11 protein-coding genes are annotated in these 14,577 nt (G+C 47.8%); 4 read left to right on the forward strand and 7 right to left on the reverse strand.

All coding sequences use genetic code 11. The annotated features are described in order from the left end of the window. Positions 1-15: 15 nt before the first annotated feature. The 4 genes from ABLA33_RS01730 to ABLA33_RS01745 all read right to left on the reverse strand — a co-directional run bounded on the left by ABLA33_RS01730 (position 16) and on the right by ABLA33_RS01745 (position 6,759). Entirely contained in the window at positions 16-3,420 is a 3,405-nt protein-coding gene (locus ABLA33_RS01730) for a glycosyltransferase (protein ID WP_347718999.1), read from the reverse strand. 349 nt (positions 3,421-3,769) lie between these two features. Further along, positions 3,770-4,792 carry a porin gene (locus ABLA33_RS01735; RefSeq protein ID WP_347719000.1) on the reverse strand — a complete coding sequence of 341 codons (1,023 nt, stop codon included), beginning with the start codon at positions 4,790-4,792 and terminating at the stop codon, positions 3,770-3,772. A 150-nt stretch (positions 4,793-4,942) separates the two neighbouring features. Next, positions 4,943-5,947, reverse strand: a complete 1,005-nt coding sequence (locus tag ABLA33_RS01740) for a YitT family protein (RefSeq protein WP_311489567.1) — start codon at positions 5,945-5,947, stop codon at positions 4,943-4,945. 212 nt (positions 5,948-6,159) lie between these two features. After that, a complete protein-coding gene (locus ABLA33_RS01745) occupies positions 6,160-6,759 on the reverse strand; it encodes a DNA-3-methyladenine glycosylase I (protein ID WP_347719001.1) in 600 nt (199 codons plus the stop codon). Positions 6,760-6,912: 153 nt separating this feature from the next. Between ABLA33_RS01745 and ABLA33_RS01750 the strand changes: the two genes are divergently transcribed. Next, positions 6,913-7,443, forward strand: coding sequence for a nitroreductase (locus ABLA33_RS01750; protein WP_347719002.1), 531 nt, complete (start codon positions 6,913-6,915; stop codon positions 7,441-7,443). A 159-nt stretch (positions 7,444-7,602) separates the two neighbouring features. Here ABLA33_RS01750 and ABLA33_RS01755 read toward each other — a convergent pair whose 3' ends face one another. The 3 genes from ABLA33_RS01755 to ABLA33_RS01765 form a co-directional block, all read right to left on the reverse strand. Continuing rightward, positions 7,603-8,901 (reverse strand): M18 family aminopeptidase, encoded by a 1,299-nt coding sequence (locus ABLA33_RS01755; protein ID WP_347719003.1) that lies wholly within the window; start codon positions 8,899-8,901, stop codon positions 7,603-7,605. 228 nt (positions 8,902-9,129) lie between these two features. After that, complete coding sequence (locus ABLA33_RS01760) at positions 9,130-10,320, reverse strand: C1 family peptidase (protein ID WP_347719004.1); 1,191 nt, start codon at positions 10,318-10,320, stop codon at positions 9,130-9,132. A 98-nt stretch (positions 10,321-10,418) separates the two neighbouring features. Beyond that, entirely contained in the window at positions 10,419-11,822 is a 1,404-nt protein-coding gene (locus ABLA33_RS01765) for an aminopeptidase P family protein (protein WP_347719005.1), read from the reverse strand. A gap of 318 nt (positions 11,823-12,140) precedes the next feature. Here ABLA33_RS01765 and ABLA33_RS01770 point away from each other — a divergent pair, with 318 nt between their 5' ends. From ABLA33_RS01770 to ABLA33_RS01780, 3 genes are all read left to right on the forward strand, one after another. Further along, the gene (locus ABLA33_RS01770; RefSeq protein WP_347719006.1) at positions 12,141-12,992 is read left to right on the forward strand and encodes a hypothetical protein; all 852 of its coding nucleotides are present in this window, start codon (positions 12,141-12,143) and stop codon (positions 12,990-12,992) included. Between the two features lie 578 nt (positions 12,993-13,570). After that, complete coding sequence (locus ABLA33_RS01775) at positions 13,571-14,047, forward strand: outer membrane beta-barrel protein (protein WP_347719007.1); 477 nt, start codon at positions 13,571-13,573, stop codon at positions 14,045-14,047. A gap of 75 nt (positions 14,048-14,122) precedes the next feature. Then, positions 14,123-14,577 (forward strand): thiamine-phosphate kinase (locus ABLA33_RS01780; RefSeq protein ID WP_347719008.1); only part of this gene is annotated, 455 nt, incomplete at its 3' end.

The raw sequence follows: 14,577 nt of genomic DNA on the forward strand, positions 1-14,577 counted from the left end.
GTCTTTATCCCGTCTTTATCTGTTGCCCACATGTCCGGTTCTCTTGAGTACTCCCCAGGATTGCAACTCTCCCTTAATGGCGCGGAGATAACTCTTGAAGAGAACCCAATACATAATCCAGCGGTAGAAGAATCGCTGAGGAATGATCCAAAGTAGCTGCCAGAGGTTTTCTCCTTCAAAGCAGAAAGCAACGATGCTGACACTGGCATCGACAAGTAGGAATATCAAATAATAAAACGCAATCTGAGCCGCATTGCCCGTGAAGAGTCCGGCCAACATCAGCAGGTCGGCAATGGGCGAAAAGGTGGGTATGATGTATTGGAATATCAACATATTGGGCATGGCCCATAATCCGAAGCCTTTGTATTTACTATTGAAAAGAGCTTTGCGATGTTTCCAGAATGTTTGCATCACTCCGAAACTCCAACGCACTCGCTGTTTGACAAATTGGTTGAGGCGTTCCGGCGCTTCTGTCAGTGCCACTGCATCATTTTCGTTCTCTATGACGTAGCCTTTCTCAATGATGCGCATTGTCAGATCGCAATCTTCAGCCAGCGTGTCGGTGGTGAAGCCTCCGGCATGAAGGAGAGCTTCTCGGCGGAAAGCTCCGATGGCACCAGGAACCACTGTGATGGCATTGATGTTAGAATATGCCATGCGGTCGAAGTTTTGGCTGGTGGTGTATTCTATGTTCTGCCAATAGGTGAGCATATTGCGGACGTTTCCCACCTTCACATTGCCGGCAACGGCTCCAATGCGGTGAGAATGATCACTGAGGAAGTGGCGTATGAGTTTGCTAATGGCATCTTTGCGCAACTGAGTGTCGGCATCAATACAGACTACGTAATCTGCATCGGTATGCGAGATGCCAAAATTCAGTGCTGATGCTTTTCCTCCGTTAGGATGTGTGAGGATGTGAACAGCTGGCGTATCACTAAACTTTTCCTGAACGTTCTTTAATGTATTGTCTTTGCTACCATCATCCACAAAGATGATGTCGAAAACAGGATAGTCCTGTTCCAAGAGGTTACTGATGGTCCGGAGAATATTGACTTCTTCATTGTAAGCCGGGACAATGATGCTTACACGTGGAGCATTGGCTGTGGACAGTTCTGGGTAGGAGCGCCGTCGCTCACTGCGTTTCTCGCGCAACATGAGTATGTACATAAAGACGAGACGTAAGAACCCCAACACTAGAAACACAATGAAGAGCGCGGTGAGAAAGTCGCCACAGGAATAGATAAGTTCGGCTAAAGAAAGGTTAGCTTGCATGGCATAATAGGCCTTTCCTTTCGGGATGGGCGGCATCAGCTCTTGACGCGGCATACCTAAGTATTGTTCGAGCGAGATGAAGTGGTAGCCTTCTTTCTGTAGTTGGCTGATGATGCGAGGTAATGCTGTGATGGTGGGTTTGCGTGTTGTCCCTCCCGCATCGTGGAGTAGGATGATATGCCCATCCTCTCGATGAACACCATTGATAACACGCTGATAGATTTGTTCTGCAGTGACTCCTTCTTCCCAGTCGTTGGGGTCGATGGATTCGCCCACGAATAGATAGTTACGTCGGCTGGCAAGAATCATGGGTTCTATTTCATCGTGATCGGTTGGGTCGGCATCTGCATTGTAAGGCGCACGGAAGAGAACCGTACTATGCCCCGTCACGCTTTCGATGAGCATACGAGTCAGTTTGAGCTCGATGTAAGTTCTGCGTGTCGAATTCTCCACCATGTTATGATGGGTGAAGGTGTGATTGCCTATGGTGTTACCATTTTCATACACTTGCTTCACCAACGGCAGGTTCTTTTCCATTTGGAGACCTACCATAAAGAATGCTCCTGGCACGTGATATTGCTTGAGTGTTTTGAGTACGCTGGGAGTCCAACGGCTGTCCGGGCCATCATCGAAGGTCAATACCAGCTCTTTATCTCTTGCATGTCCGAGTTTGTTTACTTTATAGTTTGATGGGAGTTTCAGATAGTGTTCTTCTGCAATGAGTTGTGCATTTTTGTCCATGCTGATGGCCACTTTTCCAGCTTGTGGTTCAGTTTCCACACTTAGCACTTCGCCTTCTCCTACGAAGTTGACATCGTCCTTACCTGTGGGTTGCATGATGGCGGCCACATTGGTTTTGGCAATGGCTGAACGGGAGAGATTCTTGCCGTAGAAGTTCCACACACGGTCATCCTCTGTTCCCAGACGCCATAGTCCAAAGCCTCCAAGACCGTATTCTGTACCGAAGCGCATCGTGTTGAAGATGGTGGCGGCATCAGTCAGGAATACTCGATGAAGCACATTATTTTCATTATCAACGTACGAAAAATCGAGGTTGTAAGTGTCATTGTCGAAGTGTACACGAGTTTCGGCATCCAGTGCTGTTGATATGGCTTGATTGAAGGATACTGTTTGTCCTCCATCCTGTGGTGTCCAATCATAGCCGTACGCGGCCAGACCAAGAACAAGTTTGTCATTGGGAATATTGCGCGCGGCCCAGTCTGTGGCTTTTTCTATCCACCGCTGACTACTTATAGGGCCTGCATCACTTCCTGAATTGTGTTCGTCGTAGGCCATTAAGAAAATGTAATCATTGTATTTCGCAAGATTCACTATGTCATAGTCTTCATTGAATGGTGCTACATCTTGCGTGACATACAGGCCGTTGGCATGAAAGGTTGTAGAGAGCTCACGGACAAAGTTGGTAAGAATCGTGTTGTCTGTTATCTGTAAGTCTTCCAAGTCGATGTTGATACCGGCAAACTTGTTCTTCTTGCAGATGTTAGTGAGCTGGTTGATAAGGGCTGTACGCTGCTTGGACGTCTGCATGATTTTCATGATGGCATCCGAGCGGAATTTCTCTCCATAGTTGTTGGTCAGCATTGGCATAATTGGAATTCCAGTTCTGCGCATTTGTGCTAACGCACGAGTATCAATCTGCGTCTCAAGGCGATTGGTCTTTGGATTTAGAAAGAACCATTCAGGCATGATGAGATTAAGATGAGGCAGATTCTTTTTGAGAGAAGAGAAGGCACGTTTATCCCAGTTTACATACCAAGCTGCTCGAATTCCGATTTCTGGGCGAGTCCATTCCGCCATGTATTTAGACGTCAATGAATCTCCATGTCCCACAAAGCGCTGACGGCGGGAATTGATGCGTGCATCATTGGAGTGCATCTTGGCATCAGTGATGTAGTCGCGGAAAGATTTGTATTCTGTAGCTGTGGAATTACTTTTGAAGAGCGGTTTGTCTGCTGCCACCACGCTGCGATAATCATGATGGAAAAGAAGATGTGGAGAATCTTCAAAAATAAACATGGTAACAAATATCAGCACCAGGATAGCCACAAGGGTAAGCAGTACTCTAAACGACCATTTAAACCGATTCCACCGTGAACGAGAATCTGTTTGAAACACTTGTTTCTCCATAAATCAGAAATTTCTTATAACCTGAATATTCTGTCTGCAAAGTTATTTCGAATGCAGGTTATCTGAAGAATTGAAAGTGAAAAAAATAAGAATAATTTCTCGTTGATGTGTTTTTTGTAAAGTCTGATTTAGAGAAGGCTGATATTACTTCCGATGAGCAGCCTGTTTGTTTGCATTTTTCCATCTCCAGTTCTGCTTTACGTGTGGCTTTCAGAAAAACTCTCATCTATTCGGCAAGCAGAGAAAAACTTCTCCGAGGATTGAGGGCTTCACAGTGGTCAATCGTCGAAGAAGTTCTACGAGAAAACTTTTCATACACGAAAAATTTTCACACTCATCTCATCAGTGTTTAAAGTATTTTCATTCTCCACGTTAGTCCAATATCAAAATACGATTGTTTGGGACGTACCACGGCATGGGGCGTGGTGTTGTGTCCGAAAGCATAACTGTAGTTGGCGTGTAGGCGGACGCGGTCGTCCTTGAGTGGGAAAAATTCCACACCAGCACCTACGCGCGTGATTTCTGTACCTTGGCTCAGTCCGAGATCCTTATCGGTGTGCGTGCGATTCACATCGTAGCTGGCTTTGGCAAAGGCACTGATCATCGGCGAAAAGCGATAGGCGAAGCGGCTCATAATGGAACAGTCGCGGAAGAATACTGGTTGACCCGATGCAGCGCGGTTCATGAAGTCGATGTCCCATTCGATGTGGCGCCCGATATTGAAGCGATTGCCCAAACAAAGATAGGTGATGTATCGACCGGGGGCGTAAGCCATTAGGTTCAGAGACGATGAACTGTGGTAGAAACCATGATTGCCATACCATACGAGGTTGAAGGCATACATCTCGCCCGCTTCTCCATTCTTTTGCTTGTATTGTCGGCGGAATGGGCTTTCGCACACCTGTGCAATGAACTTGTCGTTGCCTTTTTTGGTGGAAACTATCGCGTTGACGCCCCAGTTGTAACAGGGGAAGTGGTAGCAGAACTCCCCGAGCTGATACACATCTATTGGAGCAGGATCAAATTCCCAACAACCTGTTAGTACCACCCATTTTCCAGCCATCAACGTGAGGCGTTCGCTGGGCGAATACGCCATATAAAGCCAGTCTGTAGCATCAAAAAAGTTGTAGTCGCGATTGATACCGTTGAGGCGCTGTCTGTATTTATAAGAAAATTTTTGACCAATACTGCCTTGCAGGTACACATCAAGCATTTCGCCCTTGAAACCTGAGAAGTCTTTTTGGTACTGCCCATCAACGTATTCTCGCTTATAGTCGCCGCGGGCTTCGAGGCGCATGCTGATGGGCTTCTCCTCTTGCGCGAAGAGCGAAGAGGCGAGGAGCAATGTTAGGATAGTGAAGGTGGTTCGCATTTGTGTAATTGAGATATTAGAGAAGGGAGGGGGATTGCCCCAAACTAAGATAACGCAGTAGTCCCCTATTTCTGGAAGCTGTTTTATTCTTTCTGCTGTGTGACAAGTTTAAGCTGTGGCCACACTTGTTTGTTTATTCCTGTTGTTGAATCAGTGGCATTTTTCTTTGCAAGCCTGCTTTCTGCTCATAGCTTGAGCACGTTTGTCGTTCCAAAGTCCCATGATGGCACTCACCTTGTCGGCCGCCATGAAAGATTGAATGTTTTCTTTGGCCATAAAGTCGATCAACCGCGCATAATCATCTTGATCGAGGATGATTTTGAGTTCCATCTTTTCTTTTTTGCTGTAGCCCCCGATCACTCTTTGCAGTGTCACACCACGATGAATGTAGCCTGTGACGAAATTGATGATTTTCTCGTATTCATCCGTGATGATGTAAACGCGAATTTTGGAACTCATCTCTCCCATGAAGTAGGTCACGATGATGCCGTTGAGCCACGTTCCCAAGAGGCCTATAATGACCAGTCCCACATCGTTGATGAGGAATGCTGTGCAGCAGATGGCACCTCCCGCAATACTGACCGCTGTGCCGAGATTGATGTGCATGTATTTGTTGACAATTTTTGCCAAAATGTCCAACCCGCCCGTTGAGGCATTGATGCTGAAGAGGATGGCTTGGGAGGCACTCAAGATGAGCACAAAGCAAAGGAGGTCAAACCATGGATCGGCGATGACTTGCCCTGTTCCGGCAATCGTTGTGGAGAAGAGAGATTCTTGCATCGGGAAGAGCCAGGAGAGCAAATCTATGAAGGGGCCCAGAATGAGGGCTGTATAGACCGTCTTTGCTCCAAACTCATTGCCAATGAGTAGGAAGGAAAGCACCAAGAGTATGGCGTTGATCACAAAGATAATGTTACCGACCGAGAGGATGGGAAATAATTTGCCAATCACCAGCGAGAGTCCTGTGATGGAACCCACAATCAGTTTGCTCGGAATGAGAAAGAAATAAACGGCAATGGACGCAACGAACATTCCGGCCGTCATGATGAACAGTTCCCACCAGAATTTCTTCGTCTTCAGTAGTTTGCCGAAGTCTTGTGCCAGTGCAAAAAGGCGCTCGCCTATTGTTCTCTTTGCTACAACTTCGTTTTCCATAATGTAAGTAGTTTGGGTTAAAAACTGTGTTAGTTTCACCTTTAAGGGGCTTAATGAGGCTTATATGGCAAAGGAAGGTTTCCTTTTGTCACTTTGCCTGTTGCAAACATACGTACGCTTTTGCAACAAAACAAAAAAAGATGCGTTTTTTTATATTAATATGTTATAAAACATATTTACTTACTCTTTTTGGAGGGTAAAAAGAGTAGTTTTTATTGATTCTGTACCTCTATTTCGGTGTGTTGGCACACTTCAGCAAAGCGGAAGCACATGGGCAGATGGTCGTTGATGATGCCGATGGCTTGAAGGTGAGAATAGATGATCACTGTTCCAACAAATTTGAAACCGCGTTGCTTCAAGTCTTTGGCCACAAGGTCGGAGAGGGCGTTGCGCGTAACGGGCGTATGAGCATGAGAAGGATAAACAAAAGTTTTACCTTTTGTGAACGACCATATATAATGGTCGAAGCTGCCGAACTCCTGCTGAATTTTCAGAAAGGCTTGTGCGTTAGAGATCATGGCTCTCACCTTGCACCGTGAGCGTATCATGCCCTCCGTTTGGATGATGCGCTCCACATCAACCTCTGTGAAAGTGGCTACTCGAGCGGCATCAAACTGCGCAAAGCAGCTGCGCAGGATTTCGCGTTTGCAGAGTACTAATTCCCAGCTCAGTCCGCACGACATACATTCCAGCACTAAATATTCGTAGTGCTTACGGTCGTCGTGAACCGCCAGTCCCCATTCTTCATCGTGATAGCGTTGGTAGAAATCTTTCTCTAAGACTTTGCCCCATGGGCAGCGTTGCTTCTCCATTTTGTGCGTTTTGCGCAAAAATACATTGTTTTCCTCTTCTGTTGTGTGCTTCCTGTAACTTTCTTTCCACTTCAGAGCGCGGGACAAACGGAGGAAAAGCGTAACTTTGTGCTTGTAAACCAAAGAATATATCAGTCTTTTAATTTTTCGGATATGGAAAATCAAGTGTTGAAAGCGCTCAAGGAGCGCCGCAGCGTAAGGAAGTATAAAGCAGAACAAATCACCGATGCCGAGCTCACGGCTGTGCTCGAGGCGGGCACTTATGCAGCCACGGGCAAGGGCCTGCAAGACCCCTGGATAGTGGCTGTGCAGAATGAGGAGATAAAGGCACAACTCATTCGGATGAATGCTGAAGTGATGGGCACAAAGGGGAATCCTTACTACGATGCTCCGACACTCGTGCTGGTCTTTGCTTCTAATCCAGAGCAATGGCCCAACGCGGTGCAGGATGCCTCTCTCGTTTTGGGCAATATGATGCTGGCTGCGTATGCGGTGGGTTTGGGTTCGTGCTGGATAAATCGCGAATTGCAGATGTTTTCTACCGATGAGGGCAAGGCTCTGATGCGTCGTTTCGGTTTGCCCGACGGACTCATCGGAGTAGGTGCGCTCTCTTTGGGCTATGCCGATGGAGAACCGCGTCCAGCAAAACCGCGCAAAGAAAACTATTATCGCATCGTGAAGTAATCGCTCCTGTGAAAGGAAACCATGGTCGGTTTTCTTTCTCCTTGCAATCATCATACAATGGTTTGCGGCGGGTACAGATATCTTTTTCGTTGAGAGCTATGAAGGCTCTCAAGGAGGAAATATCTGTACTCGCCGCAGGTGTTTCTATTTAGCTTGTGGCTACATCTCGAAGAAGCGTTCGAAGGCTTTGACGCAGTATTCGTGATCTGCCACACTGCCCGTTTCGCGACAACTGTGCATGGCCAAAACTGCATTGCCCATGTCGACACCACGGAGAGGGAGCGAAGAGGCTAAGATGTTGCCCAAAGTGCTACCGCCTGCCACATCGCTATGATTCACAAAACGCTGGCAAGGTACGCCTGCTTCCTCGCAAATGCGGGCAAAGACGGCCGCTGTGACGGCATCGCTGGCGTATTTCTGGGCTGCGTTGAACTTGATGACTGGACCTCCGCCCAACTGTGGGTGATTTGTTGGGTCGTACTTCTCGTTGTAATTGGGATGCCAACCATGGGCGTTGTCGGCCGAAATCATAAATGCTTGTTCGATGGCTTGATAGAATGCTTCCTCCGAGCCACTCTGCGCAAAGCAGATGCGCTTCAGCATCGATGCCAAGAACGGACTTCCTGCACCTTGCTTGGTCTGTGAGCCTGTTTCTTCATTGTCGAAGATGGCCAAAACTTGCGTTGTGTCGGTGGCAGGCGTGTGAAGTAGTGCCGTTAGTCCGGCGTAGCACATAGAAAGGTCGTCCAGACGACCAGAAGAGATAAACTCGTTGTGAACTCCGAAGGTGCACGCAGGAGTAGTATCGGCCAAGTAGAGATCAAAGTCGAGGATGTCGCTGCGGTCCACGTGCTCTTGCTTGTTCAGTTCCTCCACGATGACATTCATAAGGAGATTTCCGCGTTCCAGTTCGTTGCTGATGATGCCGAGTAGGGGAAGCACATCCTTTTGCCGAGAGAGTTTCACGCCGTCGTTCACTTGTCGGTTGAAGTGAATGGCCAAGTTGCTGATTTGCAGCAAGGGGCGCTGAATGTGAATGAGCATCGTTCGCGGATGTAAGGCATCGCTGCCGCGCAGGATTACGCGACCTGCAAGCGTCAGCGGACGATCGAACCATGTAGACATGATAGGGCCGCCGTAGACCTCTGTATTGAGTTTTACGATACCTCCTTCGCAGGTCATTTCAGCATTGGGTTTGATGCGGAACGTGGGCGAGTCGCAATGGGCACAAAGCAAGCGGAAGCCAGCTTCTGCCAGTGGGCGCGCGCCTATTTGGAAAGCGTAGATGGAAGAGTCGTTTTTGGTGACATAGAAGCGATCTCCAGCTTTTACACTGCCCAGAGCTTCGGCAGGGTTGAGATGACGATAGCCAGCCTTATCGAGTTCGGCCGCAATATTCTTCACCGCCAGAAAGTTTACGGGCGATGCATCGAGAAACTTCAGAAGGGAATCAATCATAGTATGCCTTTTCTATTTGTTATTATTTTGTTTGACATTTGATGTAGCGAAGTTACGGAAAAAGTTTAATTGCTGCTCGCAAAAGTTCTCGAATCCGTATACATCTTTATTCTGTTGGCTTATTGTCTGCTTTTTTCAGCCATCAGCCCAATTTCGTTTTTCGTCAGTCCAACAAAAAAGACCACCCCTAAAGAGGTGGTCTTATATACTTATATATGTGTCGGCAGATTAGATACCGAGCTTCTTGCGGATATCCTTGGGGATAGCGTTTTTGTTGATGAGAATGTTCATCGTCTTGTAGGCAACGTAAGGTTTGCTTGCGTAGAAGATACCTTTGTAGCGACCGTATTCGCCCCAACTATTCTTCACCATGAAATATTCCTTACCTTGGGGATCCTTAGCAAGACCGTAGATAACCATACCGTGGTCGTCCGTTGTTTCCCAATTGTCGTAAGCAGTCTGGCGAAGTTGCTGTGTGATAGTCAGTTCGTCCTTGCTGTCAGCTTCTTTCATCTGCTTGCCGTTTGTACCCATCCAGCGAGCAGCATCAGAACCCGTCAAGTCGTTCTTATAAGACTTTGCCGGAACTGTTGCAATACCGTTGCGGCTGAAGCCCTTTTCGCTGACGTCAGCACCCCATGCAAAGGTGTAGCCATTGCGGACAGCGCTTTCCATCACAGTCATAAACTCGTCCAGAGGTAAGTTGTAACTCTCTGCCCAGCGCCAGTTGTCCTGCACTTCAATAACGAATTTGCTGTAGAAAGGATGGTGCGTGAAACTTGTCAAACTTACGTAGTCGTCGAGGTTAAGTCCGAGGCTCTTCTGGAAGCTTTCCGGTGTGTAGCTTTTGCCTTTGTAAGTAAAGGTCTTGGGGAGTTCACCGAAATAATTTGCATAGATATTGCTCAGCGTAGATTTCCACGTGAGAGGAATCTTCTTCATTTGGCTATTTGCAATGGACTTAACGTAAGCACTGGCCTGTGCGTCGAGCGTGTTGAAGTTGAAGAGGCTATCTCCGTAGAGACTACCAGGGAAAGGCATTGCTTCTTGAGGAACAATACCATAGTGACGCATACAGTAGAGAACGTCGTAGAAAGAACCACCCTGGCTGAAACTTACATCGCCGTGCATACGGATGGCCTTCTCGGCGCGGTCCATATAAGTATGGTAAGCCACAAAGCTCTCGCACAAATCGTATGTGCCCTTACCGAGACGGAGAAGTTCAGCCTCGAAGAACCCGAGAGAACTATAATCCCAGCAAGTACCCGACTGATTCTGGTCCTTGATTGAGGTAATGGGGTTGGCTTTCACTACGGTAAACTGTACCGTGTCATTCTTGGCCGCTGCTGGCTTTTCTTGAGCGACCATTGTTCCTGGGAGCAGCATCATTACAGCTGCAAGGAGGAGATTTTTGTTCATATAAAGATAAATTTTAATTGTATGTGCATGTTGATGATGCCGCACTGGTTAGGCGGCATCATTGGGGTGTCCCATGATGGGAGAGAATAAGTGGAATTTTAGTCTCTGTTAGCGAGGAATTCCTCCACTTCGTCCACGTGGTAAGGTATGCGATCCTTGCCTAAGAAGCGGCAACCATCAGCGGTGACTAAGACATCGTCTTCGATGCGTATTCCGCCGAAGTCTTTGTACTCCTCAACCTTGTCGAAGTTGATGAAATCATCGTATGTGTGCTGAGAGCGCCACAGGTCGATGAGGTCTGGGATGAAATAGATTCCCGGCTCGTCGGTGACAACAAAGCCTTCTTCGAGGCGGCGTCCCATGCGCAGACAGTTAGTGCCGAATTGGTCGAGATTTGGACGGGTTTCGTCGTCGAAACCAACGTAGGTCTGGCCCAGTCCCTCCATATCGTGAACGTCCATGCCCATCATGTGGCCCAGTCCGTGGGGCAAGAACAGCGCGTGAGCTCCTGCACGGAGAGCGGCTTCAGTGTCGCCCTTCATTAGGCCTAACTCTTTCAGTCGGTTCGTCATGAGTCGGCACACATCGAAGTGTACATCCCACCAGCGAACACCAGGCTTGGCCACATCGAGAGCTAAGTCGTGGCAGTCCACCACAATCTGGTAAATATCTTTTTGCTTCTGCGTGAAGCGGCCACTAATGGGCGTGGTGCGTGTATTGTCCGAACAGTAGTGCTCGTTAGTCTCTGCGCCCGCGTCGCAAAGCATAAGGCGACCGGCCTCAAGGGCGCGCGGCGACGGATTGCCGTGCATGATTTCCCCGTGCATAGTGACGATGCTCTGGAACGAAGGGACAGAACCGTAGGCCATAGCGATACCGTCGATAGTGCCTCCGATGAATTGCTCCGTCACGCCCGGCTTGCAGAGACGCATCGCCGTTGTGTGCATTTTATAACCAATGACAGCAGCGCGTTCGAGCTCTTCGATTTCTTCTGCCGTCTTCTTGCTGCGTTGTTTAACAACCGCCTGGATGAGAGGCAGAGAGGCAGCCGCACGCTGTTGTGACGGATGGATATGCAGCAGATCCATGATTTGAATCTGCGTGTCGTAGCGATAGGGCGGGAGGAAATGAACCTTACGTCCTTGTTTGACGGCTTCGTCTACGATGTCGGCCACACGGCTCATAGGAGCATGATTGGGAACACCTGCTTCCTGCGCCAAGTCGCCCACCGACTGTACGCTACCGTACCACACAATGTCGTCGATGTCAATCTCGTTGCCGCAAAGAACCTCGTAGTCCGTGTCGGCATCCATGACGCCAACCAGTCCTTCGCGGTGCTGTGCGAAATAGTAGAGGAACGCGCTATCCTGCCTATACTTATAGGCGTTAGAAGGATAGTTCATCGGTGCATCATTATTGCCAAAGAGCAGAATGATGCCGTCGCCCACGAGCTTCCGAAGTTCCTGGCGGCGCTGAACGTAAGTCTCTTTGCTGAATAACATAATAGTATAAAATAGGTCTCTATTGAGCCCCCTTAATTTGAATAAATGTTTCCCCGCAAAGATAAGACTTTTTTCTGAAAAGTGCTATCTTTGCAAGACTTTTTCGCATTCATTTTACAAAATGAAAGAGTCTGTAAAAGATTTTCCTAATTTTATTGATGTCGTTTCGCTATCTATGGTGTGGCAATACGGAGATTTTCGTTGCTCGCATAGACGTTTCTGCGGTGTTGTGTATACTTGTTTTTTCCTCCTTATATTGTCTTTTCTGACTGCTACTTTTTGCGTTGGAAAACACCCTAATTATGCTTGCCTTTCTCTATGAAACTCCTCATTTTTAATCCTTCTCACGACGAAGCTTTGGCTTCTAATTCACCTTATTATTATCCTTCGAAAGCCGCGCGCTTGCAGGCTGAACGCTTTGCGGGACAGCGGTTTCCATGGGCTAAAGAAGATGATGTTTGCTGGACTCCTGGCGATACCGTGGATTGGGAAGCTATCACGGAGATTCAGCCTTGGGGCTGGGACCCTTTACTTTGTCATCAGTTGGTGCGAGCAGGTGCCCCCGAACGCCTATTGCCTTCGGAAGAACAAATACAGCGGATTCGTCAACTCAGTTCGCGGCAAACTGTTGTTACGCTCTTGCCCTTACTTCGCACCGATGTGGCAGAAAGTTTCGGTAAAGCGCAGTTTTGCACCTCCTTTGAAGCTGTGGAGTGCGCGTTGCAAAGTTGGGGAGAAGTGGTACTGAAATCGCCGTGGAGCTGTAGTGGGCGCGGCGTGTTTAGAGTTAATGGCCTGCTCACCGAAGCCCAGCAAGGGCGCGTCCATCGGATTTTGCGCGAGCAAGGTGGCGTTGAAGTAGAGCCTTTTTATGCGCATGAACAAGATTTTGCGATGGAATTTTCTTACCGAGATGGGCAACTCCACTACGAAGGTCTCAATGTTTTCCAGACCACTCCTTCGGGGCAATATCTGTCCAATCTTTCGCCCGAACTCTTGCGCGTTTCGCCCGATGTACTTGCCGCCGTGCGCCGAAGCCTGCAGCAGCATCTTCCCCCAATCCTCGGTGAGGACTATCGAGGGCCGCTCGGCGTCGATATGATGCAGCAAGCGGGCAAAGTGCATCCCTGCGTGGAAATCAACCTCCGGCGAACGATGGGGAAGTTTTGAACTGCGTGCGCTTTGGGTTTGTTTGAGCAGCATCTTATAAGAGCTATTAACCGTCCTTTTCTTTTACATTCTCTCTTGCTGAAATAGAAAGGCAAGTGCTTACCTTTTCATCGTTTTCCTTATTGCCTCGGCCAATACTATAGACGTGTTGGCCGACATCCTTATTGTGCTGGCTGATACAATAAGGAAATCTGCGCAGTTTCTTATCGTATTTCTGATTTTCCTTGTCAGAAACGGATGGAGAGTATAGAGAGGAGTAGGACTTATTGGCAAAATCTCAGCTTTCGTTGTCCAACTGATGCACTCCCATAAGGAAGCCAAACGTTTCTCCTTGCAATATTTTCAAACAATTTGTCGAAGTTGGATTTCGCGCGACTCTCAGGGGTGTAGAATGTGTGAATTATTGACAAAATTAGAGGTGTATTATATTCTTTTCGTAGGTCTTCCTTTCTCCCTAAGAGAAGGAAACGGACAGCGTTATATTGCTCGGAGAATAGGTATGTTCCCCTTTTTTCTCTCATCAATCCCCTTTTTCTCCGAAAAAACTGTATCTTCGCGTTTATTAAAATAGAAATTACATGAAAAAGATTATTTCTTTCCTCTTCGTGCTTTTCGTTGCTGTTAGCGCGAATGCACAGTTCCGTGAGGGTACTAAGTACGTGAATGCCTCTCTGTCCAACTTAGGTTTTTCTTATAGTAAGGCCGATCGTTTCCGCTTCGGACTTCAGTTGGATGCAGGTTATTATATTGCCGACCGCTGGATGGTTCATGCCAATGCAGGTTATCAGCACACGAAAGCCGTTGATGATATCTTCGTTGGTGCAGGTCTTCGCTATAACATTACGCAGAATGGTCTCTACCTTGGAGCCGGTGCCGAATTGGCGCATCATACCAAAGGAAGCACCGACCTTTACATTCCAGCAGAGGTGGGCTATACGTTCTTCCTCAATCACTACCTCACCATTGAACCAGCTGTTTATTACAAGATGAGTTTGAGCCACTTTGGCGATAACAGTACAGCCGGCGTTCGTGTTGGTCTGGGCTATTATTTCTAACATTATAAATCCCCTTCCTGTGTGGCCCATCGTAGGCCTACTTCGGAAGGGGTTTTTTATCTTTTATATATCATCATGACACAGATTTCAGAACTGGGAGAGTTTGGGCTGATTCATCATCTGACGGATAAGTTCGAGAACAAAAATGCTTCGACCATTAAAGGCGTAGGCGATGATTGCGCTGTGCTTTCTTATCCCGACAAACAAGTGCTTGTGACGAGCGATATGCTTATGGAGGGCATCCACTTCGACCTTGTTTACACACCGCTGAAGCATCTTGGTTACAAAGCCGCGCAGGTGAATTTCTCCGATGTGTATGCCATGAACGGAACGCCCCGACAGCTCGTAGTGTCAATGGCCTTGGGACGTCGATTCTCTGTGGAAAATGTCGAGGAAATATATGAAGGTCTGCGTTTGGCCTGCGAGCGTCATCAGGTGGATCTCGTTGGCGGCGACACTTGTAGCAGTATGACCGGCTTGGCTCTCAGTCTGACGTGTATCGGTGAAGCATCAGCCGAAGACCTTGTTTA

The sequence above is a fragment of the uncultured Alloprevotella sp. genome (genome assembly GCF_963536905.1).
Classification (GTDB): domain Bacteria; phylum Bacteroidota; class Bacteroidia; order Bacteroidales; family Bacteroidaceae; genus Alloprevotella.